The sequence below is a fragment of the Mycobacterium sp. NGS26 genome (assembly GCF_059813025.1).
Map to the genome: position 1 here is coordinate 609,748 of NZ_JCALDU010000002.1, position 25,008 is coordinate 634,755.

The 25,008-nt window shown below is 68.9% G+C and carries 24 protein-coding genes; 16 read left to right on the forward strand and 8 right to left on the reverse strand.

The genetic code is table 11. The features are described from left to right. Positions 1-14 precede the first annotated feature (14 nt). Together AC5Y6X_RS09155 and AC5Y6X_RS09160 are read right to left on the reverse strand one after the other, a co-directional pair. Positions 15-578 (reverse strand): TetR/AcrR family transcriptional regulator, encoded by a 564-nt coding sequence (locus AC5Y6X_RS09155; protein ID WP_324681365.1) that lies wholly within the window; start codon positions 576-578, stop codon positions 15-17. A 14-nt stretch (positions 579-592) separates the two neighbouring features. Next, on the reverse strand, positions 593-3,406 hold the full coding sequence (locus AC5Y6X_RS09160; protein ID WP_324681367.1) for an aconitate hydratase: 2,814 nt from the start codon (positions 3,404-3,406) through the stop codon (positions 593-595). A 293-nt stretch (positions 3,407-3,699) separates the two neighbouring features. Here AC5Y6X_RS09160 and AC5Y6X_RS09165 point away from each other — a divergent pair, with 293 nt between their 5' ends. The 6 genes from AC5Y6X_RS09165 (at position 3,700) to AC5Y6X_RS09190 (ending at position 9,896) form a co-directional block, all read left to right on the forward strand. Beyond that, positions 3,700-4,275, forward strand: a complete 576-nt coding sequence (locus tag AC5Y6X_RS09165) for an Rv1476 family membrane protein (protein ID WP_324681368.1) — start codon at positions 3,700-3,702, stop codon at positions 4,273-4,275. Between the two features lie 238 nt (positions 4,276-4,513). Then, positions 4,514-5,953, forward strand: coding sequence for an NlpC/P60 family peptidoglycan endopeptidase RipA (ripA, locus tag AC5Y6X_RS09170; protein WP_324681369.1), 1,440 nt, complete (start codon positions 4,514-4,516; stop codon positions 5,951-5,953). A 29-nt stretch (positions 5,954-5,982) separates the two neighbouring features. After that, positions 5,983-6,702, forward strand: a complete 720-nt coding sequence (ripB, locus tag AC5Y6X_RS09175) for an NlpC/P60 family peptidoglycan endopeptidase RipB (RefSeq protein WP_324681469.1) — start codon at positions 5,983-5,985, stop codon at positions 6,700-6,702. A gap of 109 nt (positions 6,703-6,811) precedes the next feature. Beyond that, positions 6,812-7,942: a chaperone MoxR1 gene (moxR1, locus tag AC5Y6X_RS09180; protein ID WP_324681371.1), complete on the forward strand. Its 1,131-nt coding sequence runs from the start codon at positions 6,812-6,814 to the stop codon at positions 7,940-7,942. Beyond that, on the forward strand, positions 7,939-8,892 hold the full coding sequence (locus AC5Y6X_RS09185; protein ID WP_324681373.1) for a DUF58 domain-containing protein: 954 nt from the start codon (positions 7,939-7,941) through the stop codon (positions 8,890-8,892). The genes moxR1 and AC5Y6X_RS09185 overlap by 4 nt, the downstream gene beginning before the upstream one ends. Beyond that, positions 8,889-9,896, forward strand: a complete 1,008-nt coding sequence (locus AC5Y6X_RS09190) for a VWA domain-containing protein (protein ID WP_499985994.1) — start codon at positions 8,889-8,891, stop codon at positions 9,894-9,896. The genes AC5Y6X_RS09185 and AC5Y6X_RS09190 overlap by 4 nt, the downstream gene beginning before the upstream one ends. Positions 9,897-9,925: 29 nt before the next feature. Here AC5Y6X_RS09190 and AC5Y6X_RS09195 read toward each other — a convergent pair whose 3' ends face one another. Next, positions 9,926-10,798, reverse strand: coding sequence for a type IV toxin-antitoxin system AbiEi family antitoxin (locus AC5Y6X_RS09195; protein ID WP_499985995.1), 873 nt, complete (start codon positions 10,796-10,798; stop codon positions 9,926-9,928). Between the two features lie 147 nt (positions 10,799-10,945). On the opposite strand from AC5Y6X_RS09195, the gene fabG1 reads away from it, so the two are divergent. The 3 genes from fabG1 to AC5Y6X_RS09210 are packed head-to-tail and all read left to right on the forward strand — an operon-like array spanning position 10,946 to position 13,548. Further along, positions 10,946-11,701, forward strand: a complete 756-nt coding sequence (gene fabG1 / locus AC5Y6X_RS09200; RefSeq protein WP_499985997.1) for a 3-oxoacyl-ACP reductase FabG1 — start codon at positions 10,946-10,948, stop codon at positions 11,699-11,701. 17 nt (positions 11,702-11,718) lie between these two features. After that, positions 11,719-12,522 (forward strand): NADH-dependent enoyl-ACP reductase InhA, encoded by an 804-nt coding sequence (gene inhA, locus AC5Y6X_RS09205; RefSeq protein WP_499985999.1) that lies wholly within the window; start codon positions 11,719-11,721, stop codon positions 12,520-12,522. Positions 12,523-12,528: 6 nt separating this feature from the next. Then, positions 12,529-13,548 carry a ferrochelatase gene (locus AC5Y6X_RS09210; protein ID WP_499986000.1) on the forward strand — a complete coding sequence of 340 codons (1,020 nt, stop codon included), beginning with the start codon at positions 12,529-12,531 and terminating at the stop codon, positions 13,546-13,548. 129 nt (positions 13,549-13,677) lie between these two features. Here AC5Y6X_RS09210 and AC5Y6X_RS09215 read toward each other — a convergent pair whose 3' ends face one another. Beyond that, positions 13,678-14,553: an Rv1486c family protein gene (locus tag AC5Y6X_RS09215; RefSeq protein ID WP_499986002.1), complete on the reverse strand. Its 876-nt coding sequence runs from the start codon at positions 14,551-14,553 to the stop codon at positions 13,678-13,680. A 57-nt stretch (positions 14,554-14,610) separates the two neighbouring features. Between AC5Y6X_RS09215 and AC5Y6X_RS09220 the strand changes: the two genes are divergently transcribed. Genes AC5Y6X_RS09220 through AC5Y6X_RS09230 form a run of 3 tightly spaced genes read left to right on the forward strand, consistent with a single transcriptional unit; the run spans position 14,611 to position 16,586 of the window. Further along, complete coding sequence (locus tag AC5Y6X_RS09220; protein ID WP_324681382.1) at positions 14,611-15,045, forward strand: NfeD family protein; 435 nt, start codon at positions 14,611-14,613, stop codon at positions 15,043-15,045. A gap of 29 nt (positions 15,046-15,074) precedes the next feature. Next, on the forward strand, positions 15,075-16,220 hold the full coding sequence (locus tag AC5Y6X_RS09225) for an SPFH domain-containing protein (protein ID WP_499986004.1): 1,146 nt from the start codon (positions 15,075-15,077) through the stop codon (positions 16,218-16,220). Between the two features lie 9 nt (positions 16,221-16,229). Continuing rightward, the gene (locus tag AC5Y6X_RS09230; protein ID WP_499986005.1) at positions 16,230-16,586 is read left to right on the forward strand and encodes a DoxX family protein; all 357 of its coding nucleotides are present in this window, start codon (positions 16,230-16,232) and stop codon (positions 16,584-16,586) included. Here the strand turns inward: AC5Y6X_RS09230 and AC5Y6X_RS09235 are convergent. Next, positions 16,583-17,068: a nitroreductase family deazaflavin-dependent oxidoreductase gene (locus AC5Y6X_RS09235; protein ID WP_499986007.1), complete on the reverse strand. Its 486-nt coding sequence runs from the start codon at positions 17,066-17,068 to the stop codon at positions 16,583-16,585. The genes AC5Y6X_RS09230 and AC5Y6X_RS09235 overlap by 4 nt on opposite strands. Between AC5Y6X_RS09235 and AC5Y6X_RS09240 the strand changes: the two genes are divergently transcribed. After that, entirely contained in the window at positions 17,067-17,228 is a 162-nt protein-coding gene (locus tag AC5Y6X_RS09240; RefSeq protein WP_499986008.1) for a hypothetical protein, read from the forward strand. The genes AC5Y6X_RS09235 and AC5Y6X_RS09240 overlap by 2 nt on opposite strands. On the opposite strand, the gene AC5Y6X_RS09245 is transcribed toward AC5Y6X_RS09240, so the two are convergent. The 3 genes from AC5Y6X_RS09245 to AC5Y6X_RS09255 form a co-directional block, all read right to left on the reverse strand. Continuing rightward, positions 17,213-17,935 (reverse strand): sensor domain-containing protein, encoded by a 723-nt coding sequence (locus tag AC5Y6X_RS09245; protein ID WP_499986009.1) that lies wholly within the window; start codon positions 17,933-17,935, stop codon positions 17,213-17,215. The genes AC5Y6X_RS09240 and AC5Y6X_RS09245 overlap by 16 nt on opposite strands. Positions 17,936-18,076: 141 nt before the next feature. After that, the gene (locus AC5Y6X_RS09250) at positions 18,077-18,856 is read right to left on the reverse strand and encodes a chymotrypsin family serine protease (protein WP_499986011.1); all 780 of its coding nucleotides are present in this window, start codon (positions 18,854-18,856) and stop codon (positions 18,077-18,079) included. A gap of 91 nt (positions 18,857-18,947) precedes the next feature. After that, positions 18,948-19,718 (reverse strand): TVP38/TMEM64 family protein, encoded by a 771-nt coding sequence (locus AC5Y6X_RS09255; RefSeq protein WP_499986014.1) that lies wholly within the window; start codon positions 19,716-19,718, stop codon positions 18,948-18,950. A gap of 162 nt (positions 19,719-19,880) precedes the next feature. Here AC5Y6X_RS09255 and mutA point away from each other — a divergent pair, with 162 nt between their 5' ends. From mutA to meaB, 3 genes are read left to right on the forward strand one after another with little or no spacing between them, the layout of a single operon-like run. Then, positions 19,881-21,737 carry a methylmalonyl-CoA mutase small subunit gene (gene mutA / locus AC5Y6X_RS09260; protein ID WP_499986016.1) on the forward strand — a complete coding sequence of 619 codons (1,857 nt, stop codon included), beginning with the start codon at positions 19,881-19,883 and terminating at the stop codon, positions 21,735-21,737. 5 nt (positions 21,738-21,742) lie between these two features. After that, positions 21,743-23,965 (forward strand): methylmalonyl-CoA mutase, encoded by a 2,223-nt coding sequence (gene scpA, locus AC5Y6X_RS09265; protein WP_499986018.1) that lies wholly within the window; start codon positions 21,743-21,745, stop codon positions 23,963-23,965. Then, a complete protein-coding gene (gene meaB / locus AC5Y6X_RS09270; RefSeq protein WP_324681399.1) occupies positions 23,966-24,961 on the forward strand; it encodes a methylmalonyl Co-A mutase-associated GTPase MeaB in 996 nt (331 codons plus the stop codon). Positions 24,962-25,008 lie beyond the last annotated feature (47 nt).

A 25,008-nucleotide genomic window follows, 5' to 3' on the forward strand; every position in this document is an offset into this window, starting at 1 on the left:
GCCGCTCGCCCAAATCAGGTGCGCCGCACCGAGTTTTCCACCAGGTCGAGGACTGCGGCCAGCCGCCGCGGGTCTTCGCCGGACGCCAGCCGCGCGACCAGCCCGTCGAGAACCAGCTCCAGGTAGCAGCGCAACACGTCGCCGGACACGTCGTCGCGCACCCGGTGCGCCTCCTTTTGCCGGCGCAGCCGATCGGTCGTCGCCGCCGCCAGCTCCGCGGAGCGCTCCGCCCATCCGCGACTGAACGCCGGGTCGTTGCGCAGCTTGCGCGCGATCTCCAGCCGGGTGGCCAGCCAGTCGTACTGTTCGGGCGCGGCGAGCATGTCGCGCATCACCTGGATCAGGCCCTCGCGCGAGGCGACGTCGGCCATCCGCTCGGCATCCTCGTGTGCCAGCGCGAAAAACAGCGCGTCCTTGTCGCGGAAGTGATGGAAGATCGCCCCGCGCGACATCCCGATCGCCTGTTCCAGGCGCCGCACCGTGGCCCTGTCATAGCCGTGTTCGGCGAAGCAGCGGCGGGCACCGTCGAGAATCTGACGACGGCGAGCCGCCAGATGGTCCTCGCTGACTTTGGGCACTGGCTCGCCCGGGGCTAGCCAGACTTGAGCATGTTGCGCAGCACGTACTGCAGGATGCCGCCGTTGCGGTAGTAGTCGGCCTCACCCGGGGTGTCGATGCGCACCACCGCGTCGAACTCGACCGGATCCCCGGAGTCCTTGCTCGCCTTGACGCGCACCGTCTTGGGCGTCTTGCCGTCGTTGAGCGCCTCGATGCCGGTGATGTCAAAGACCTCCGTGCCGTCCAGCCCAAGGTCTCCCGCCGTCTTGCCCTCGGGGAACTGCAGCGGGATGACGCCCATGCCGATCAGGTTGGAGCGGTGGATGCGCTCGAAAGACTCGGCGATCACCGCCCGCACGCCCAGCAGCAGCGTGCCCTTGGCCGCCCAGTCGCGCGACGAGCCGGATCCGTACTCCTTGCCGCCCAGCACCACCAGCGGAATGTCTTGTGCCGCATAGTTTTGCGCGGCGTCGTAGATGAACGCCTGCGGCCCGCCATCCTGGGTGAAGTCGCGGGTGTAGCCGCCGGCCACGTCGTCCAGCAGCAGGTTGCGCAGCCGGATGTTGGCGAAGGTGCCGCGGATCATCACCTCGTGGTTGCCGCGCCGGGAGCCGAAGGAGTTGTAGTCCTTGCGGTCCACGCCGTGCTCGTCGAGGTACTGCGCCGCCGGGGTGCCCGGCTTGATGCTGCCGGCGGGGGAGATGTGGTCGGTGGTCACCGAGTCGCCCAGCAGGGCGAGCACCCGCGCGCCGCTGATGTCGCTGACGGGCTCGGGGTCCGCGGACATGCCCTCGAAGTACGGGGGCTTGCGCACGTAGGTCGAGTCCTCGTTCCACTCGAAGGTGTTGCCGCTCGGGGTCGGCAGGTTGCGCCACCGCTCGTCGCCCTTGAACACGTCGGCGTAGTTCTTGGTGAACATCTCCTGATTGATCGCCGAGGCGATGGTGTCCGAGACGTCCTTCTGCGACGGCCAGATGTCTTTGAGGAAGACGTCGTTGCCGTCCTTGTCCTTGCCCAGCGGCTCGGATTCGAAGTCGAAGTCCATGGTCCCGGCCAGCGCGTAGGCGATCACCAGCGGCGGCGACGCGAGGTAGTTCATCTTCACGTCGGGGTTGATGCGGCCCTCGAAGTTCCGGTTGCCCGACAGCACGGCCGCCACCGAGAGGTCGTTGTCGTTGACCGCCTTCGAGATCTCGTCGGGCAGCGGCCCCGAGTTGCCGATGCAGGTGGTGCAGCCGTAGCCGACCAGATAGAAGCCGAGCTTCTCCAAATACGGCCACAGGCCGGCCTTTTCGTAGTAGTCGTGGACCACCTGTGAGCCCGGCGCCATCGTGGTCTTCACCCACGGCTTGGAGGCCAGCCCCTTTTCCACCGCGTTGCGGGCCAGCAGCGCAGCGCCCAGCATCACCTCGGGATTGGAGGTGTTGGTGCACGACGTGACCGCGGCGATCACCACCGCGCCGTGGTCGAGCACGAACTCGCCGAGCTCGTCGGATTTGACCGTCACCGGGTTGCTCACCCGGCCGTTGGCGTGCTTGGCGGCCGACTCCACCGGCTTGTGGTCGTCGGCGTGGCCGTTGGTCACCACCCCCGGGTCGCTGGCCGGGAACGTCTCGTCGACCACCTCGTCCAGCTTCGAGTAGTCCTTCTTGTCGGGGTCGTCGCCGACGTAGCCGGGAATCTGCTCGCGGAACGTGGATTTGGCTTCCGACAACGCGATTCGGTCCTGCGGACGCTTCGGCCCGGCGATCGACGGCACCACGTCGGACAGGTTGAGTTCGATGTATTCCGAGTACTTGGGCTCGTGCTCGGGGTCGTGCCACATGCCCTGCTCTTTGGCGTAGGCCTCGACCAGAGCCAGCTGCTCGGGCTTGCGCCCGGTGAACTTCAGGTAGTCGATGGTCTCCTGGTCGATCGGGAAAATCGCTGCGGTGGAACCGAATTCGGGACTCATGTTGCCCAGGGTGGCGCGGTTGGCCAGCGGCACCTCGGCCACGCCCTCGCCGTAGAACTCGACGAACTTGCCGACCACGCCGTGCTTGCGCAGCATCTGGGTGACGGTCAGCACCACGTCGGTGGCCGTCACGCCCGGCTGGATCTCACCGGTCAGCTTGAAGCCGACGACGCGGGGAATCAGCATCGACACCGGCTGGCCGAGCATCGCGGCCTCGGCCTCGATGCCGCCCACGCCCCAGCCGAGCACGCCGAGGCCGTTGACCATCGTGGTGTGCGAGTCGGTGCCCACGCACGTGTCGGGGTACGCCACCCCGTCGCGCTCCATCACGACGCTCGCCAGGTACTCGATGTTGACCTGGTGCACGATGCCGGTGCCCGGCGGCACCACCTTGAAGTCGTCGAAAGCGCCCTGGCCCCAGCGCAGGAACTGGTAGCGCTCGCCGTTGCGCTGGTACTCGATCTCGACGTTGCGCTCGAACGCGTCGGCGCGGCCGAACAGGTCGGCGATCACCGAGTGGTCGATCACCAGGTCGGCCGGCGCCAGGGGGTTGACCTTTTCCGGGTTGCCGCCGAGGTCGGCGATGGCCTCGCGCATGGTGGCCAGGTCGACGATGCACGGCACGCCGGTGAAGTCCTGCATCACCACCCGCGCCGGCGTGTACTGGATCTCAATGCTGGGTTCCGCGTTGGGATCCCAGTTCGCGATGGCCTGGATGTGATCCTTGGTGATGTTCTTGCCGTCCTCGTTGCGCAGCAGGTTCTCGGCGAGGACCTTGAGGCTGTAGGGGAGCTTCTCGGTGTTGGGGACGGCGTCGAGGCGATAGATCTGGTAACTCTTGTCGCCGACCTCTAGGGTGTTGCGGGCTCCGAACGAGTTCACAGAATCAGTCACTTCAACTCCCAAGGATTTAGTTCTTCGCCGACGGGCCGTGCCGGCGCGGTGCCAACTTTAACAGTACGCTTGTCCTGCATTGCGCCGGCACTCGTATATCCAGTCTTGTCTCGCGGGGCACGGGTTTAAACCCCTCGCGACGTCCCAATGCATGCCGACCCACCTCGTATGGGCGAGCCGAGACTTAACGCACTGCCACCGCCGTCGGCGTGTTGTGTGCGTGGTTTACGTGTCGCGTACGGTTCCTTTAGCACTGGGCTAGCACTGGGCAGAAAGTGGCAGGAGGGAAGTCAATGACCGGGCAACCTTCTTTCGATTCCCCGCTGCCTCAGACCATCCCGGCGCTGCCGCAGTACATCCCGCAGGACGTCGACATGACGGCGGTCAAGGCCCAGGTCGCGGCGACCGGGGTCAGCGCGCCGCCGGATGCCGCGCCGGCGCTGCTCGGCATCGTCAACCAGGCGCACGCCGAGGGCATCAACCTCAAGATCGTCCTGCTCGACCACAACCCCCCGAACGACACGCCCCTGCGCGACATCTCGACGGTGGTCGGCGCCGACTACCACGACGTCACCGTGCTGACGCTCAGCCCGAGCTACGTCGGCAGCTACAGCACGCACTTCCCGCGGGTGACGCTCGAGGCCGGCGAGGACATCGCCAAGACGGGCAATCCGACGGTCTCGGCGCAGCACTTTCTGAACGAGCTCAACGCCCCCGAATTTCCCTGGACGGGGTTGACGATCGCTTTGCTGATCGGGGTGCTCGCGGCGGCCGTCGGCACCCGGCTGCTGCAGTTGCGCGCCAAGCGATCAGCAACGCCGGCGGCCGCGGCCCAACCCCCACCCGAGGAGCCCGGTCAGGGCGCCTGACCAGCGTTTCGAGCCCGGCCGAAAATGCCGGGCGAACCCGTCGGGCCGCTGCGGCAAACACGCCAGGTCACTATTCGGTCACAGTAAACGCACTTCCAGAGTGCAGTTTGTTGCTCGCGTTTCCATAGCGTGCGGTGTGACGTACGGTGCAAATGATGCTCATGTTGTCTTTGGTGTTTGCCGAGAAATCTGTGATTTGCGCCGTCCTTCGCGCTGAGCCATAGGAGACCCGAGTCGAATGACACGTACCCCCCGTGGCTCCTCCGCGCGACCGATCGCCAGGCTGCTCCGGCCGGTCATCCCGTCGGTCCTGAGCGCGGCCCTGCTGGTGTGCACGCCGGGCCTGGCGCACGGCGACCCCAACGCCGACAGGCTGGCCGCGCTGATCGCGAACGTCGCCAAGGCCAACCAGCGCATGCAGGACCTGAGCGCCGAAATCCAGACCGCGCAGGAAAGCGTCAACAAGGCGCTGGTCGACGTGGAGATCGCCCGCGACAACGAGGCCGCTGCCGCCCGCGACCTGGAGGCCAGCCAGCAGGGGGTCAAGGACGCCAACGCCGCCATCGCCGCGGCCCAGCGCCGGTTCAACACCTTCGCGGCGGCGACGTACATGAACGGCCCGTCCGGCGCCTACCTGACCGCGACCAGCCCCGACGAGATGATCGCCACCGAAACCGCCGCCCGGACCCTGACCGCCAGTTCCCGGGCGGTGATGGACAACCTGCAGCGGGCCCGGACCGAGCAGGTGAACAAGGAATCGGCGGCGCGGCTGGCCAAGCAGAAGGCGGACAAGGCCGCCGCCGACGCGAAGGCCAGCCAGGACGCCGCGGTGGCCGCGCTCGTCGACTCGAGGCGCAAGTTCGACGAACAGCGTGCGGAGGCCGCGCGCCTGGCCGCCGAGCGCGAGGAGGCCCAGGCCAAACTCGAGACGGCCCGGCTCGAGGCCGCACGCCAATGGTCGGCCGGCAAAGGGCCCGCGGTGCCGCCGTCGGGCGACCGGTGGGATCCCGGATCACCGGGCGGCGCGCCGCCCGCCGGCGGCCGCCAATGGGATGGCCTCTGGGACCCGTCGCTGCCGATGATCCCCAGCGCCAACGTTCCCGGCGACCCGATCGCGGTGATCAACCAGGTGCTGGGCATCTCGGCGACCTCGACGCAGGTCACCGCCGGCATGGGACGCAGTTTCCTGCAGCAGCTGGGCATCCTCAAGCCCGACGACACCGGCATCACCAACGCCACCCCGAACGGCACCAGCCGGATCCCCCGCGTGTACGGGCGGCAGGCCACCGAGTACGTGATTCGCCGCGGCATGTCCCAGATCGGGGTGCCCTACTCCTGGGGTGGCGGCAACGCCGCCGGGCCCAGTAAGGGCATCGACTCCGGCGCAGGCACGGTCGGTTTCGACTGCTCGGGCCTGGTCCTGTATTCGTTCGCCGGGGTCGGCATCAAGCTGCCGCACTACTCGGGTGCGCAGTACAACCTGGGCCGCAAGATCCCGTCGTCGCAGATGCGCCGCGGCGACGTCATCTTCTACGGCCCGGGCGGCAGCCAGCACGTGACGATCTATCTCGGCGACGGCCAGATGCTCGAGGCCCCCGACGTCGGCCTCAAGGTGCGCGTCGCGCCCGTGCGCACCAGCGGCATGACCCCCTACGTCGTCCGCTACATCGAGTGGTGACCACCACGGTGAGCACCGAACGAGGAGCCATGCGGCGCAAGGGTTTTCGGCTGTCCCTGGCCTGGGCCGCCACGGTGGTGGTCGCGTTGACGTTGTCCGTCGCCGCTCCCGCCACCGCCGACCCGGGCCAGTGGGACCCCACCCTGCCCGCCACCATCAGCGCCGGCGCGCCGGGGGACCCGCTGGCCGTCGCCAATCAGTCGCTGCAAGCCACCGCGCAGGCCACCCAGACCACGCTGGATCTGGGCAAGCAGTTCCTCAGCGGGCTGGGGATCAACCTCGGCGGCGACCCGCCCGCCGCCGCGACCCCGACCAACCCCGGCGGGAAGATCCCGCGGGTCTACGGCCGGCAGGCGATCGAGTACGTGATCAAGCGGATGGGATCGCAGATGGGCGTGCCGTACTCGTGGGGCGGCGGCTCGCTGGACGGTCCCAGCAAGGGCGTCGGCGACGGCGCCAACATCACCGGGTTCGACTGCTCGGGCCTGATGCGCTACGGCTTCGCCGGCGTCGGCGTGCTGATCCCGCGGTTCTCCGGTGACCAGTACAACGCCGGCCGCCACATTCCTCCCAACGAGGCCAGGCGCGGCGACCTCATCTTTTACGGCCCGGGCGGCGGCCAGCACGTCACCATGTACCTGGGCAACGGTCAGATGCTGGAGGCATCCGGCAGTGCCGGCAAGGTCACGGTCAGCCCGGTCCGCAAGCCCGGGATGACGCCGTTCCTGACTAGGATCATCGAGTACTGAGCCGGGTGTGCGAACCGCGACGTCGACGGGAACCGGCGGGCCTGGAATAGTTGGACGAGGGCACGTCGCTGCCCGGCAGTCGTGTCCGAATGAGCGTGGAGGGTTCTTGATGACATCAGCAGGCGGGCCGCCCCCGGGCGCCAGTGGATATTCGGGCCCTGGCGGGCATTCCGCCCCGCCGGCCCACGAAGCGCCCCCGGGCGGCGGCAATGGGCTGGCCGCCGAGGTGCACACCCTCGAACGCGCCATCTTCGAGGTCAAGCGGATCATCGTCGGCCAGGACCAGCTGGTGGAGCGGATGCTGGTGGGCCTGCTGTCCAAGGGGCACGTGCTGCTCGAGGGTGTTCCCGGCGTGGCCAAGACGCTGGCCGTGGAGACCTTCGCGCGGGTGGTCGGCGGGACGTTCGCGCGCATCCAGTTCACCCCCGACCTGGTGCCCACCGACATCATCGGCACCCGCATCTACCGGCAGGGCAAGGAGGAGTTCGACACCGAGCTCGGCCCGGTGGTGGTGAACTTCCTGCTCGCCGACGAGATCAACCGCGCACCGGCGAAGGTGCAGTCCGCGCTGCTGGAGGTCATGCAGGAGCGCCACGTGTCGATCGGCGGCAAGACCTTCCCGCTGCCCAACCCGTTCCTGGTGATGGCCACGCAGAACCCGATCGAGCACGAGGGCGTCTACCCGTTGCCCGAGGCGCAGCGGGACCGCTTCCTGTTCAAGATCAACGTCGGCTACCCGTCGCCGGAGGAGGAGCGGGAGATCATCTACCGGATGGGGGTGACACCGCCGCAGCCCAAGCAGATCCTCAACACCGGCGACCTGGTGCGGCTGCAGGACATCGCCGCCAACGTCTTCGTTCACCACGCGCTGGTCGACTACGTGGTGCGCGTCGTCATGGCGACCCGTTACCCGGAGCAGCTCGGGATGAACGACGTCAAGACCTGGGTCTCGTTCGGCGCGTCCCCGCGCGCGTCGCTGGGCATCATCGCCGGCGCACGCTCCCTGGCGCTGGTGCGCGGCCGCGACTACGTGATCCCGCAGGATGTCGTCGAGGTCATTCCCGACGTGCTGCGGCACCGGCTGGTGCTGACCTACGATGCGCTCGCCGACGAGATCTCGCCGGAGATCGTGATCAACCGGGTCCTGCAGACCGTCGCGCTGCCGCAAGTGAATGCCGTTCCCCAGCAAGGCCATTCGGTGCCCCCGGTGATGCAGACCGTGGCGGCTAGCGGTCGGTGACCGATCCCGACAAGCGGGCGGTGCCGCATCCACCGTCGTTCCAGCGCGGGCAGATCGACGACCCGAAGCTGTCGGCGGCGCTGCGCACCCTCGAGCTGACCGTCCGGCGGAAGCTGGACGGTGTCCTGCACGGCGACCATCTCGGGCTGATCCCGGGTCCCGGCTCGGAGCCGGGGGAGTCGCGCCTGTATCAGCCGGGCGACGACGTCCGGCGGATGGACTGGGCGGTCACCGCGCGCACCACGCACCCGCACGTCCGCCAGATGATCGCCGACCGCGAACTGGAGACCTGGCTGGTGGTCGACATGTCGGCCAGCCTGGACTTCGGAACCACGGTGTGCGAGAAGCGCGACCTGGCGGTCGCGGCCGCGGCGGCCATCACGTTCCTCAACAGCGGCGGGGGCAACCGGCTCGGCGCGATCGTCGCCACCGGCGCGACCATCACCCGAGTGCCGGCGCGCTCTGGGCGCCAGCACGAGCAGACCCTGCTGCGGACGATCGCGACGACGCCCAAGGCGCCGGTCGGGGTCCGCGGGGACCTGGCGACCGCGATCGATGCGCTGCGCCGGCCGGAACGCCGTCGGGGAATGGCCGTGATCATCAGCGATTTCCTGGGCCCGATCAACTGGATGCGTCCGCTGCGGGCCATCGCGGCGCGCCACGAGGTGCTGGCCATCGAGGTGCTCGATCCCCGCGACGTCGAGCTGCCCGACGTCGGCGACGTCGTGCTGCAGGACGCCGAGACCGGGGTCACCCGCGAATTCACCATCGATGCCCAGCTGCGCGACGACTTCGCCAAGGCGGCCGCCGCGCATCGCGAGGAGGTGGCGCGCACGATTCGCGGTTGTGGGGCACCGGTATTGACGCTGCGCACCGACCGGGACTGGATCGGTGACATCGTCCGCTTCGTCGAGTCCCGCCGGCGCGGGGCGATGGCGGGCCGCCAGTGACGCTGCCACTGCTGGGGCCGATGTCGCTGTCCGGCTTCGCCCACTCGTGGTTCTTTCTTTTCCTTCTCGTCGTCGTCGGCTTGGCCGCGCTGTATGTCGTCATGCAGTTGGCGCGGCAGCGCCGGATGCTGCGGTTCGCCAACATGGAGCTGCTGGAAAGCGTCGCGCCGAAGCGGCCCGCCAAATGGCGGCATCTGCCGGCGATCCTGTTGGTGGCGTCGCTGGTGCTGTTCACCATCGCGATGGCGGGGCCGACGAACGATGTCCGGATCCCGCGCAACCGCGCGGTGGTGATGCTGGTGATCGACGTGTCGCAGTCGATGCGGGCCACCGACGTGCAGCCGAACCGGATGGCCGCCGCGCAGGAGGCCGCCAAGCAATTCGCCGACGAGCTGACGCCGGGCATCAACCTCGGGTTGATCGCCTACGCGGGAACCGCGACGGTGCTGGTGTCGCCGACGACCAACCGGGAGGCGACCAAGAACGCGCTGGACAAGCTGCAGTTCGCCGACCGGACCGCCACCGGCGAGGGGATCTTCACCGCGCTGCAGGCCATCGCGACGGTCGGGGCGGTGATCGGCGGCGGCGACACCCCGCCGCCGGCGCGCATCGTGTTGTTCTCCGACGGCAAGGAGACGATGCCGACCAACCCGGACAACCCGAAGGGCGCCTTCACCGCCGCGCGCACCGCCAAGGACCAGGGCGTGCCGATCTCGACGATCTCGTTCGGCACGCCCTACGGCTTCGTCGAGATCAACGACCAGCGCCAGCCGGTGCCGGTCGACGACTCCACCATGAAGAAGGTCGCCCAGCTCTCCGGGGGGAACTGGTACAACGCCGCCAGCCTGGAGGAGCTCAAGGCCGTGTACGCGTCGCTGCAGCAGCAGATCGGCTACGAGACGATCCGCGGCGACGCCAGCGTGGGCTGGCTGCGGCTGGGCGCGTTCGTGCTGGCGCTGGCGGGGCTGGCGGCGCTGCTGATCAACCGCCGGCTGCCCACGTAGGTTTTCTTTCCGCGAGCCGAACCTGGCTGCTATTTCGGGCGGCGGTTTTCGCAGTGTGGTTGGGTTCGCGAGGCCCGTGCCTCGCGGACCCGCTGGATGATGTCCGCGGGATGATCATTGGCGACGACACGGATCACGATCCACCCGTAGCGGTGTGTCACCTTCTCGTGCCTGCGGATGTCTTTCCGAACGTGGTACGGGTCAGTCAGGTGGTGACCGCCGTCGTACTCGGCCGCAACCTTTATCTCTTCCCAGCCCATATCCAAATATGCTTCTGCCCAACCCCATTCGTTGCAGACCGCGATCTGTGTCTGGGGGCGCGGGAAACCGGCGCGGATCAGCAATAGTCGCAGCCAGGTCTCTTTGGGCGACTGAGCGCCGCCGTCGACGAGGTCGAGAGCGGCGCGCGCGGACTTGATGCCACGGCGGCCCCGATAGCGCTCGACCAACAGCTCGACGTCAGCCATTTTCACATCGGTGGCCTGCACCAGGGCGTCGACCGCCGCAACCGCGGAGTCCAGCGGCAATCGACTGGCCAGGTCGAGGGCCGTCCGCTCACGCGTAGTGACGCGCATGCCGTCGATAACACAGATCTCGTCCTGCTCGATGCGGTCTTCCCAGGTTTGGACTCCCGGCTCGCGGCGACTGTTCGCATAGATGATCGCTGCGGGAAGGTCCGCGCCGATCCACTTGGCACCATGAAGAGCGGACGCCGAGTAGCCCGCCAGCACGCCGCGCTGCCGCGAGCGCAGCCACAGCGCTTTTGCCCGCAATTTCGCGGTGAGCTCGCAATCCCGCGACACATAGACGTCTTTGTGGACAGGGACATACCGACTGCGCAGTTGGTAGGGCGTCAACGTGCCCGCAGATAGGGCGTGACTGCCCATAAAGGGACCTGTCATGGCCGAAAGTGTGCTGCGTCATACCGACATCTCCTCGCGAGCCGAACCGCAGTGCGAAATCCGATACCGGAATTCGCAGCCTGGTTCGGCTCGCGGTAACGAGGGGGAGATTTCGGCCCCGCCGCGGCGAGACGATAGGTTGGCCGGGTGACTGACACGGCCACCGACCCCGCCGCCGACTACGGCAAACCCGCATTCGTATCCCGCTCGGTCCTGGTGACGGGCGGAAACCGGGGCATCGGTCTGGCGATCGCGAAGCGGCTGGCCGCCGACGGCCACAAGGTGGCCGTCACGCACCGCGGATCGGGGGCGCCCGAGGGGCTGTTCGGTGTCGAATGCGACGTCACCGACAACGACGCCGTCGACCGCGCCTTCAAGGAGGTCGAGCAGCATCAGGGTCCGGTCGAGGTGCTGGTGTCCAACGCCGGCGTCGCCGCCGACGCGTTCCTCATGCGGATGACCGAGGAGAAGTTCGAGAAGGTCATCGACGCCAACCTCACCGGGGCGTTCCGGGTGGCCCAGCGGGCATCGCGCAGCATGCAGCGCAACAAGTTCGGCCGAATGATCTTCATCGGTTCGGTCTCCGGCACCTGGGGCATCGGCAACCAGGCCAACTACGCGGCCTCCAAGGCCGGTGTGATCGGCATGGCCCGCTCGATCGCCCGGGAGATGTCGAAGGCGAACGTGACCGCGAACGTGGTGGCCCCGGGCTACATCGACACCGACATGACACGCGCGCTGGACGAGCGGATCCAGGAGGGGGCACTGCAATTCATCCCGGCGAAGCGGGTAGGCACCGCCGCCGAGGTCGCCGGGGTGGTCAGCTTCCTGGCGTCGGAGGATGCGAGTTACATCTCCGGTGCGGTCATCCCGGTCGACGGCGGCATGGGCATGGGCCACTGAGGAACGATAGGACGGACATGGCAGGACTGCTTGACGGCAAACGGATTCTGGTCAGCGGGATCATCACCGACGCGTCGATCGCGTTCCACATCGCGCGGGTGGCCCAGGAACAGGGCGCCCAGCTGGTGCTGACCGGCTTCGACCGGTTGCGTCTGATTCAGCGCATCGCCGACCGGCTCCCGGAGAAGGCCCCCCTCATCGAGCTCGACGTGCAGAACCAGGAGCACCTGGACACCCTCGCCGAGCGGGTGACCGAGGCGATCGGCGACCGGCTCGACGGCGTGGTGCATTCGATCGGCTTCATGCCGCAGTCCGGCATGGGCATCAACCCGTTTTTCGACGCGCCGTGGGAGGACGTCGCCAAGGGCATCCACATCTCCGCGTACTCGTACGCCTCGATGGCAAAGGCGTTGCTGCCCATCATGAATCCCGGCGGCTCCATCGTCGGCATGGACTTCGACCCGAGCCGCGCGATGCCGGCCTACAACTGGATGACCGTCGCCAAGAGCGCGCTGGAGTCGGTCAACCGGTTCGTCGCGCGCGAGGCCGGCCCATACGGTGTCCGCTCGAACCTCGTTGCGGCGGGGCCGATCCGGACCCTGGCGATGAGTGCGATCGTCGGGGGCGCACTCGGCGACGAGGCCGGGGCGCAGATCCAGCTGCTCGAGGAGGGCTGGGACCAGCGCGCCCCGGTCGGCTGGAACATGAAGGACCCCACGCCGGTCGCCAAGACGGTGTGCGCGCTGCTCTCCGAGTGGCTGCCGGCCACGACTGGGACCGTCATCTACGCCGACGGCGGCGCCAGCACCCAATTGCTTTAGACAGCAATGGAATTCGATGCGGTCCTGCTGCTGTCCTTCGGCGGGCCGGAAGGGCCGGAGCAGGTTCGGCCGTTCCTGGAGAACGTCACCCGCGGCCGCGACGTCCCGCCCGAGCGCCTCGACGACGTCGCCGAGCACTACCTGCACTTCGACGGGGTGTCGCCGATCAACGGCATCAACCGCGCGCTGATCGCCGAACTGGGGGCCGAGCTGGACCTGCCGGTCTACTTCGGCAACCGCAACTGGGAGCCCTACGTCGAAGAGTCCGTTGCGACGATGCGGGACAACGGCATTCGTCGCGCGGCGGTATTCGTCACCTCGGCGTGGAGCGGCTACTCCAGCTGCACGCAGTACGTCGAGGACATCGCCCGGGCGCGGCGGGTGACCGGGCCGGACGCGCCCGAGCTGGTGAAACTGCGGCCCTACTTCGACCATCCGCTTTTCGTCGAGATGTTCGCCGAAGCCATCGCGGCGGCGGCCGCCACCCTGCCCGCCGGGCTGCGCGGCGACGCGCGGCTGGTGTTCACCGCGCATTCGATCCCGGTGGCCGCCGATCAGCGCTGCGGCCCGCGGCTCTACAGCCGCCAAGTCGCCTACGCCGCAAGGCTGGTTGCGGCTGCGGCGGGCATCGCCGACTACGACCTGACGTGGCAGTCGCGCTCGGGGCCGCCGCAGGTCCCGTGGCTGGAACCCGACGTCGCGGACCACCTGACGGGGCTCGCGAAAGCGGGCACTGAGGCCGTCATCGTCTGCCCGGTCGGTTTCGTCGCCGACCACATCGAGGTGGTGTGGGACCTCGACCACGAGTTGCGGTCACAGGCCGAGGCGGCGGGGATGGCGTTCGCCCGGGCCGCCACGCCCAACGCGGATCGGCGCTTCGCCCGGCTGGCGGCGGGCTTGATCGACGAACTGCGGTTCGATCGCGCGCCCGCCCGGGTGACGGGCCCCGATCCGGTGCCCGGCTGCCTCGCCAGCGTCAACGGGGAGCCGTGCCGCCCGCCGCACTGCGCGGCGGCCGAACGCTAGTCGGCCCAGCCCTTCGCGAGCGTGAAACTGTTGCGAATCCGCCGCGGGTTTTTCGCAATGGCTTCACTTTCGGCGTGACGAGCGTGATGAGCGTGACGAGCGTGACGAGGATGACGAAGACGCTCAAACCTAGTCGGGCCAGGCCGACTGCAGGATCGCGTCGACCGCGGCCATCCGCGCCGAACGCACCACCGCGGTGAGCGGCCGCAGCGCGTCGCTGGTCGGTGTGCCGACTACGGGCGGGACCGAGTCGGGCAGTCGGCTGAGCCCGGCGCTGACGGCGATGATCGCGTCGACGTGCGCGGCGTTCTCCAGCACCCGCAGCGCGCGCGTCGGCGCATGGTCGGGAATCCGGTGTCGCCGGCTGGATTCCAGCAACTGCTCGACGAGGCCACGCGGATCGTCGACGTCGGCCGCGGCGGATCCCAGGCCGATGGCGCCCAGCGCGTCGGCGGCCGAGCGCACGGCCGACCGCAGCGCATACTCGGCGTCGCCCAGCTCGTGGTGGTCGAACGCGGGCGCGCCGGGCAGCGAGTACACCGTCCAGGACAGCGCGCACCGGCCGGGAAATGCCGGCTCCGCGTCGAGGGGATCGCCGGCCTCGTCGGGATCGTCGTCGTAGAACTCGGGGACCAGGCCGACGGCGGCGGAATCGCCGGGGCTGGTGATGATCACCGCTTCGCCCGCGGCCAGCGCGTCGTGCTCGAACTGCGTGCCCGCGGCCAGCCCCCGCACGTCGCCCGGCACCGGCAAGACCACGTTGATCGTCCCGCGCAACCGGCGCCGGCCGGCCGCGGCACGCAGCGTCTGCAACAACGAGACGGTTCCGGCGTCGTGCACATCGGGCCACGGCAGCCCGGTGTGGCCCGCGGCCACGGCATCATACGCGGTAACCGATTGCTTTGGTGCCCAAAGGGATAACGCGTCCAAAACGTCGTCGGGCGCGGCTCTGCCCGCGAGCCAGGCGTTGGCCCACAGGGACAGCGAGACACTGGGACACCACATGATCTCGGAGTGTAGTTGTTCGGTCCGGCAAAGGCGGATTACGCGTATTCTGACCGCATGCCCGCCGCGGTGATCTGGCTCATATTCGCGCTGGTGCTCGCCGGTGCCGAGGCGCTGACGGGTGATATGTCCCTGCTGATGCTTTCCGGGGGCGCGCTGGCCGCCGCGGGCAGCACCTGGCTGCTGGACTGGCCGGTGTGGGCCGACGCGGTGGTGTTCGTGGTCGTCTCGGTCCTGCTGCTGATCCTGGTGCGGCCCGTGCTGCGGCGCCGGCTTGCGCCGGCGAAGGGGCTGCCGACCGGCGTCCAGGCGCTGGAGGGCAAGAGCGCGCTGGTCCTCGACCGCGTCGCCCGCGACGAAGGCCAGGTGAAGCTGGACGGCCAGGTGTGGACAGCGCGCCCCCTCAACGACAACGACGTGTACGAACCCGGCGAGCGGGTGACCGTCATGCAGATCAACGGCGCCACCGCCGTGGTCTTCAAGGGCGTGTAATCGGTGGCGGAAAAATAGGAGGAACCCCGATGCCGGGTTATGTAGCAGGTTTGGTGTTTCTGGCCGTCGTGGTGATCTTCGGGATCATCGTGGTGGCGAAGTCCGTTGCGCTGATCCCGCAGGCCGAGGCCGCGGTGATCGAACGCCTGGGCCGATACAGCCGCACGGTCAGCGGGCAGCTGACGTTGCTGGTGCCGTTCATCGACCGCATTCGCGCGCGGGTCGACCTGCGCGAGCGAGTGGTGTCGTTCCCGCCGCAGCCGGTGATCACCGAGGACAACCTGACGCTGAACATCGACACGGTCGTCTACTTCCAGGTCACCGTCCCGCAGGCGGCGGTGTACGAGATCAGCAACTACATCGTCGGCGTCGAACAGCTCACCACCACCACGCTGCGCAACGTCGTCGGCGGCATGACGCTGGAGCAGACGCTGACGTCCCGCGACCAGATCAACGCCCAGCTGCGCGGTGTGCTCGACGAGGCGACCGGCCGCTGGGGCCTGCGGGTGGCCCGGGTGGAGCTGCGCAGCATCGACCCGCCGCCGTCGATTCAGGCCTCGATGGAAAAGCAGATGAAGGCCGACCGGGAAAAGCGCGCGATGATCCTGACCGCCGAGGGCATGCGCGAGTCGTCGATCAAGGAAGCCGAGGGCGCCAAGCAGTCGCAGATTCTGGCGGCCGAGGGCGCCAAGCAGGCCGCGATCCTGGCCGCCGAGGCCGACCGGCAGTCCCGGATGCTGCGCGCCCAGGGCGAGCGCGCCGCGGCCTATCTGCAGGCGCAGGGGCAGGCGAAGGCCATCGAGAAGACGTTCGCCGCGATCAAGGCCGGCCGGCCCACCCCGGAGATGCTGGCCTACCAGTACCTGCAGACGCTGCCGGAGATGGCCCGCGGCGACGCCAACAAGGTGTGGGTGGTGCCCAGCGACTTCAGCGCGGCGCTGCAGGGCTTCACCCGAATGTTGGGCAAGCCGGGCGAGGACGGGGTGTTCCGGTTCGAGCCGTCCCCGGTCGACGACACGCCCAAGCACGCCGCCGACGACGACGCCGACGTCGCCGACTGGTTCTCGACGGACACCGATCCGGCGATCGCTCAGGCCGTCGCCAAGGCCGAGGCGATAGCCCGCCAGCCGGTGGACGGCCAGCCGGGGACGGCGCCGCCGGAGCTGACCCAATAGGATTGCGCGATGGTTGCTTTGACATCACCGAAAACCTATGCGGCGCTTGGCGCGTTCCATGCCGTCGACGCGGTGGCGTGCGGCGTCCAGGTGGCTCCCATCAGGAAGACGCTGGATGATCTGGGCGTCCCGGAGGGCGTTCGGCCCGTGCTGCCGGTGGTCAAGACGGCCGCCGCGGTCGGCCTGCTGTCGGTCACCAGGTTCCCCGCCCTGGCCCGGCTCACGACGGCGATGTTGACGTTGTACTTCGCCTTGGCCGTGGCCGCGCACGTCCGGGTGCGGGACAAGCTCGTCAATATGCTCCCGGCCGCGACGTTGTTGGCCACGTTCGCGGCGATGACGGCGAAGGGCCCGGATCGCGGCTAGTCCAGGCGCAATTCGACCATCGGCAGCGGCGTGTGGGTGTCGGTGATCGTCGTGCCGAGCGTTCCCTCGAGCACCTGCTTGAACTGCTCCCAGGTCCGGGGGTTCCGGGCGCGGTAGGCGGCCAGCACGCGATCGGCCTCGGCTTGGTCGAGGATGCGCGCGACGGCCGGCGCCGGCCGGCGGCTCCCCGCGTACACCCGCACCCGCGGGTTGGCCTCGATATTGCGGAACCACTGGGCTTTTCGGCCGAAGCCGGAAGCGACGACGTAGCTGCCGGGCGCGGGGTGGTCGACCACCTCCAGCACCGCGTAGCGTCGCGCGCCGGACTTGCGGCCGAGATGTTCGAGCATCAGGATGCGCGAGCCGAACAGCGCGCCGGCGCGGGCCTTGTAGATCCAGATCGGCGCGCGCACCAGGGGGCGCGAGCGCAGCAGTCGTTCGCCGGCCCGGGCAAGGAACGACGAGAAATGTGGACTTGGCATGTCGCCATCGTTGTATATGCTGATGTTCGCCGGGGCGGTGGGCGCCGTGACCCTGTTCTTCGCGCCCGAAGTGGGTGGCAAGCCGCTGCTGGGCTCGGGACCCTCGGTGGAGAGCACCGAGGAGGCTCGCGAGCTGGTGGGAACTCAGCGTCCGGAGTAGCCGGACCAAGCGCGCCATTTGATGCGGTCGGTAATCGTCTGAGCAATGGTTCGCGCGGTCTGCTCCGATTGGGGAAGCCCCAGCGCTCCGACATTGATCAGGGCCGAGGACTTGACGCGATAGATCAGCTTCCATTGGTCGGAATTGAACGCCACCGTGGATGGATCAGTCTGGTCCACGGTGAAATCATAATTTGCAGCGTGCAGCCCTGAACACGCCGTCAGGGTCGAGACAAGGTGATCGAAGGCGGCGCGCGCCGCACCGTCATCCCGGTAGACGCCGACGGCCTGAATGACGTTGGCGACACCGCGAATCTTGACGTCGCCGACGCCGCCGTAGGTGTCACCGTTGAAAGTCACCGAACGAAACTGTGTCCAACCGTCGTCGAATGTGGCCCCCTGGTCGAAGACTGCCCGGCACGGACCCGGGGCATCTGAATTCGAGTGGCGTGGTTGCCGCACCTCGGACCTCGGGCCCGCCTGAAGCGCATCGACGCCCGAGATGCGACGCACGTCGTCAAGGCTCACGATCAACGAATCAGTGGTGATGCCTGCTGTGGCCGTGCTGCTGGCTTTGCCCGGCGACGACGAGTGGCCACACCCAGCTATTGCCATGACACAGCAGCTGATAATTGCAAACCTGGCCGCCGCAGTGCTCCGGAGCCAACGCGGCGGCCCCGAAAACCAGCAATTCACCGCTTCGAACATTCCCACCACTCCATCTGTGCCTTCGACCACTCGGTCCGCACGCACGCTATCGCTTAGTTCGGAAACGGACTCACCGAGGCGCGCCGGGCGTGGGCGCCGCGAGATTCCGGTATTCGTCAACGGCAGCACAACCGCTGGAGCTCAGTGGGCACCGGCCGGTGGGGTCGTCACCGCGGTGAGGCTCCACTTGTCGAGCCAGGGTTGGACCAGCTCGGCGATGGAAAACCTGGCCGGCGCCGAACACTTGGCGTCGGGCTTGCCGGGATTGAAGCCGCGGATGTCGATGCCCACCGCGGCGGCGGTGCCGTCGCGCTGCATCACATAGACCGGGCCGCCGGAATCGCCGCACTGGCCGGGCGCCGAAAACACGACCTTGCTGTCCGTGACATCGAGGACCTGTCCGCAGATGGCCTCGCTGGTGCTCATGCCGAACTTGCACAGCTGCTGGCCGATTTGCAGTTCGCTCGCGACGCCGGAGACCGGCAACGAGGCGGCGATGGCCGAACTCTGGGGGACGGCGTCGCCGTCGAGCACGATCAGGCCGATGTCGTGTTGTTCGCTGTGAGCCCCCTCGCTGACCGTCTGGCCGAACGCGCCGAACGGTGTGTACGGCAGGATGCCGGCGAGGTTCATCGTCACCCTGCTGCGTTGGCCGGGCCGGTTGCAGTGACCCGCGGTGAGAACGCCGGGCCGACCGGCGCTGCTACGCACCAAAAACCCTGCGGTGCAACCCATTCCGCCGGAGCCGTCGGCGTACTCGACATAGATGCCCGCACCGGGACCAATCGCGCTCGCCGCGGGCAGCGCAATGGGTGACAGGACGGGCGACGGTGTGGGCTCTGCCGAATCGACATCGTTGGGCCGCAGGCCGATCGCCGCAACCAGTGCGACGGCGCTGACCAAGGTTGCGAGCGTCAGCACCGAGGTACGCGTTCTCTGACGCCGGGCGCTAACCCTCACCATTTACCAGATCTTTCAGGCAACGGGCGGCGCGTTCAATAGCGCGGGCCGGTCAGCCGACGGTGGCGGGCTCCTCACCGCGCGCCGTGCCCTGCGGGGTGCGGTGGTGCCGGCGGTGGTGCCGGCGATGGTGGCGGATCTCGACGATCAGCCCGGTCAGCCCGAGGGCGCCGGTGCATACCGAAAACAGGTACAGCAGCGAGCTGGGGTGACCGGCGAGCGCGTCGCCGAGGATCACCACCGCGGCGGTGCCGGGCAGCAGGCCGCACAGCGTGGCCAACGTGTAGGGCAACGCCCGAACGGCCGACGCGCCGGCCGCGTAGTTGATCGCCGAAAACGGGACGGCCGGGATCAGCCGCAGCGACACGACGGCCAGCCAGCCCCGCTGCCGCAGGCGCTCGTCCACCGTGTCGATCGCGCGGTGGCGCACCAGGCGGTTCAGCCGCCACCCGGCCGCGCGCACCAGATAGAGCGCGATCACCGCGCTGCCGGTGCTGGCGAGCACCGCGATCGGCACGCCCAGCGCCGGCCCGAACAGCAGCCCGGCGGCCAGGGTGAAGGGCGTGCGGGGGACCGGCACGATCGTCGCCACGATATGCGCCAGCAGAAACGCCAGCGGGAACCACGGGCCCACCGATTCCGCCCAGTCGCGCATCTGCACCGGCGCGGGCAGCGGAACCCACGTCGCCGCCGCCACCAGCGCTGTGATACCGACCACTATGGCCACCACCCGCGGCCGGGACAGCAGGCGCGCCGCCGCGCCGATCGCGCCGCCGAGATCGCGCAGCGTATCGATGATTTTGCTGGTGGCGGGAGCCGTCACGCGTCCTAAGGTTACGGGGCCTAGGTGAATAACTCATTTCCCGCGGCTGGCGTTTCGCAGCGGGCCGTGGCCGGACGGCCCACGCCGCCGTTTTTTGCGGGGGGCGCGATCAATTAGCCTGCTTATTAAGTGGCTTTTCTTCTGCGAAAACAGGAGCAGTCGGTGTCCATTGACGTACCCGAGCTCGCCGACCTGGAACAGGTTCGCGGGCGCTGGCGCAGCGCCGTCGCCGGTGTGCTGTCCAAGAGCACCCGGCGTGACCCCGCGGAGTTGGGCGACGAGCCCGAGCACCTGCTGGACGCCCCGACCTATGACGGGTTCGCCATCCGGCCCCTCTACACCGTGTTCGACGAGCTGCCGGAGCCGCCGCTGCCGGGCGAGTGGCCCTACGTGCGCGGCGGCGACGGGTTGCGCGACGTGCAGTCCGGCTGGAAGGTTGCCGAGGTCGTCCCCGCCGCCGGGACGCCCGCCGACGACGCGAACGCGGCGGCGCTCGCCGCGCTGGGCGACGGCGTCAGCGCGCTGCTGGTCCGGGTGGGGGAGTCGGGCGTGCCGGCGGATCGGCTCGAGGGCCTGCTCGCGGGCGTGCACCTGAACCTGGCGCCGGTGATCCTCGATGCGGGTGCCGACTACCCGGCGGCCTGTGAGGTCATGCTGGCGCTGGTCGCCGCCGTGGAACCCGAGGATCGGGCCACCGTCTCGGTCGACCTGGGCGCCGACCCGCTGACCGCGGCGCTGAGCGACCGTCCGGCGCCCGCGATCGACGAGGTCGTTGCGGTCGCCTCGCGGGCGGCCCGCGATCACGGGGTGCGAGCGATCACCGTCGACGGACCTGCGTTCCACAATCTGGGCGCCAACGCGACGTGGGAGCTGGCCGGCGTGATCGCGGCCGGCGTGGCCTACCTGCGGGTGCTCGCCGAATCCGGCATGCCGGCCGACGAGGCGCTCGGGCAGATCAGCTTCCGGCTGGCCGCCGACGACGACCAGTTCATGACGCTCGCCAAGATGCGGGCCGCGCGGCAGCTGTGGGCACGGGTCGCCGAGGTCGTCGGCCACCCGGACCGCGGCGCCGCCGTGCTGCACGCCGAGACGTCGCTGCCGATGATGACCCAGCGCGACCCGTGGGTGAACATGCTGCGCTGCACGCTGGCGGCCTTCGGCGCGGGCGTCGGTGGCGCCGACACCGTATTGACCTTCCCGTTCGACGTCGCGATCCCCGGCGGCTTTCCGGGCACGGCGGCCGGGTTTGCGCGCCGCATCGCCCGCAACACCCAGCTGCTGCTGCTGGAGGAGTCGCACGTCGGACGGGTGCTGGACCCGGCCGGCGGTTCGTGGTACGTCGAGGACCTCACCGAGCGGCTGGCCCAGCAGGCGTGGGAGCGTTTCCAGGCCATCGAGGCCCGCGGCGGGTTCGCGGAAGCCCGCGGCTACGTCGCCGAGCAGATCGCCGAGGTCGCCGCACGACGCGCCGACGACATCGCGCATCGTCGCACCGCGATCACCGGGGTCAACGAATTCCCGAATCTCTCGGAACCGGCGCTGCCGCAAGGGGATTCGTCGGTCCCACCGCGCGCCGCGGGGAACCTGCAGCGTTACGCCGCCGCGTTCGAGGCGCTGCGCGACCGCTCGGACGTCTACCTGGCGCGCACCGGATCGCGGCCGCGGGCGCTGCTGCTGCCGCTGGGCCCGCTGGCCGAGCACAACACTCGGGCGACGTTCGCGGCGAACCTGCTGGCCTCGGGCGGGATCGAGGCCGTCAACCCGGGTCCGGTCGACGCCGCCGGGGTCGCGGCGGCGGTCGCCGATGCGGGGTCGCCCGTGGCCGTCATCTGCGGCACCGACAAGCGCTACCAGCAGGAGGCGGCCGGCGTTGTCGAGGCCGCCCGGGCCGCCGGCGTGGAGCGCGTCTACCTGGCCGGGCCAGAGCAAGATGCCGAGCACCGGCCCGACGAGTACCTGACCGCGAAAATCGATGCGGTCGAAGCCCTTTCGAACCTGCTCACCCGATTGGGAGCCTAGCCGCAATGACCACGAGCACCGCTGCGATCGGCAGCTTCTCCGACATCCCGCTGCACGGTGACCGCGCACCGCGGGGGCCCAGCGAAGCCCCGGCAGGGACCGCGTGGCACACGCCCGAAGGCATTGACGTCAAACCGGTGTACATAGCCGCGGACCGCGCCGCGGCGGCCGCCGAGGGCTACCCACTGAACAGCTTCCCGGGCGAGCCGCCGTTCGTGCGCGGCCCGTACCCGACGATGTATGTCAACCAGCCCTGGACGATCCGCCAATACGCCGGGTTCTCCACCGCCGCGGATTCCAACGCGTTTTACCGTCGCAACCTCGCCGCCGGCCAGAAGGGCCTGTCGGTGGCCTTCGACCTGGCCACCCACCGCGGTTACGACTCCGATCACCCCCGGGTCCAGGGCGACGTCGGAATGGCCGGTGTGGCAATCGATTCCATCCTCGACATGCGGCAGCTCTTCGACGGGATCGACCTGTCGGCGGTGAGCGTGTCGATGACGATGAACGGCGCCGTGCTGCCGATCCTGGCGCTGTACGTGGTGGCCGCCGAGGAGCAGGGGGTGCCGCCGGAGAAGCTGGCCGGCACCATCCAGAACGACATCCTCAAAGAGTTCATGGTCCGCAACACCTACATCTACCCGCCCAAGCCGTCGATGCGGATCATCTCCGACATCTTCGCCTACACCAGCGCCAAGATGCCGAAGTTCAACTCCATCTCGATCTCCGGCTACCACATCCAAGAGGCCGGGGCCACAGCGGATTTGGAGTTGGCCTACACCCTGGCCGACGGCGTCGACTACATCAAGGCGGGCCTGGACGCCGGGCTCGACATCGACAAGTTCGCGCCCCGGCTGTCCTTCTTCTGGGGCATCGGGATGAACTTCTTCATGGAGGTCGCCAAGCTGCGGGCCGGCCGGCTGCTGTGGAGCGAGCTGGTCGCCGGGTTCGGCGCGAAGAACTCCAAATCGCTGTCGCTGCGCACACATTCGCAGACCTCAGGCTGGTCGCTGACCGCGCAGGACCCGTTCAACAACGTCGCCCGCACGTGCATCGAGGCGATGGCCGCCACGCAGGGCCACACCCAGTCGCTGCACACCAACGCGCTCGACGAGGCACTCGCGCTGCCCACCGACTTCTCGGCCCGGATCGCGCGCAACACCCAGCTGGTCCTGGCGCAGGAGTCGGGCACCACCAGACCCATCGACCCGTGGGGCGGCTCCTATTACGTGGAGTGGCTGACCCATCGACTCGCGCAGCGGGCCCGCGCCCACATCGCCGAGATCGCCGAGCACGGCGGCATGGCGCAGGCGATCAGCGACGGCATCCCCAAGCTGCGCATCGAGGAGGCCGCCGCGCGCACCCAGGCCCGCATCGACTCGGGCCTCCAGCCGGTGATCGGGGTCAACAAGTACCAGGTCGACGAGGACCAGCAGATCGAGGTGCTCAAGGTCGAGAACAGCCGGGTCCGCGCCGAGCAGCTGGCCAAACTGAAGGAGCTGCGGGCGAGCCGGGATCAGTCGGCGGTCGACGCCGCCCTGGCGGAGCTGTCCCGGGCCGCCGCGGCTCACGGTCGCGCCGGCGACGACGGGCTGGGCAATAACCTGCTGGCGCTGGCCATCGACGCGGCCCGGGCCAAGGCCACCGTGGGCGAGATCTCCGACGCGCTGGAAAAGGTCTACGGGCGGCACCAGGCCGAGATCCGTACCATCGCCGGCGTCTACCGGGACGAGGCCGGCGGAGCCGGAGGAGGTGACAGCATCACCCCGCTTTCCAAGGCGAGCGCGCTCGTCGAGAAGTTCGCCGAGGCCGACGGGCGCCGGCCCCGAATTCTGGTGGCCAAGATGGGCCAGGACGGCCACGACCGCGGGCAAAAGGTGATCGCGACGGCGTTCGCCGACATCGGGTTCGACGTCGACGTCGGATCGCTGTTCTCCACCCCCGAGGAGGTGGCCCGCGAGGCCGCCGACAACGACGTGCACGTCATCGGGGTGTCCTCGCTGGCCGCCGGGCACCTGACGCTGGTGCCGGCGCTTCGCGATGCCTTGGCCGAGGTGGGCCGGCCCGACATCATGATCGTGGTGGGCGGCGTCATTCCGCCGGACGACTTCGACGAGCTGTACGCTGCCGGTGCCGCCGCCATCTTCCCGCCCGGCACGGTGATCGCCGACGCCGCCATCGGCCTGCTCAACAAGCTCGCCGAGCGGCTGGGGTATGACCTGAGCTAGATGGCACCCGATCCCGTCAACAACGACACCGTCGACGAGGTAGCCGCTGCCATCCGCAGCGGCGATCGCGCGGCGCTGCCGCGGGCCATCACGCTGCTGGAATCCACCCGCGCCGATCACCGCCAGCAGGCGCAGCAGCTGCTGCTGGCTCTGCAGCCGGACACCGGTGACGCGCACCGCGTGGGCATCACGGGGGTCCCCGGGGTGGGGAAGTCGACGACCATCGAGTCGTACGGCATGCATCTGATCGAACAGGGCCACCGGGTCGCCGTGTTGGCGGTGGACCCCTCGTCCACCCGCACCGGCGGGTCGATCCTCGGCGACAAGACGCGGATGGCCCGGCTGGCACAGCACCCCGACGCCTACGTCCGGCCATCGCCGACGTCGGGCACGCTGGGCGGGGTGGCAAAGGCCACCCGGGAGACCATCGTGCTGCTGGAAGCCGCCGGCTTCGACAAGATTTTGATCGAAACGGTCGGAGTCGGGCAGTCCGAGGTGGCGGTGGCGAACATGGTCGACACGTTCGTGTTGTTGACCCTGGCGCGCGCCGGCGATCAACTGCAGGGCATCAAGAAGGGCGTGCTGGAGCTGGCCGACATCGTCGTGGTGAACAAGGCCGACGGCGAGCACGTCGGCGACGCCCGGATAGCGGCGCGGGAGCTCTCGGCCACCATCAGAATGATTTACCCGCGTGAAACGCTTTGGCGGCCACCGGTTCTCACCATGAGCGCGGCGGAGGGGACGGGGCAGACGGAGCTGTGGGACACGATCGAGCGCCATCGTCAGGTGCTCGCGGACGCCGGAGAGTTGGAGGCCCGGCGCCGGGCCCAGCAGGTCGACTGGACCTGGCAGATGGTGCGCGACGCCGTGCTGGACCGGCTGCTGTCCAACCCCGCGGTGCGCAAGATCCGCGCCGAGGTGGAGCGCCAGGTGAAGGAGGGGGAGTTGACCCCCGCGCTGGCGGCTCAGCAAATACTGAAGGCCGCGTCCGGCTAACGGAAAGATAACTTAATTACTGTTTGCCCATGGGGCATGTGAAATCC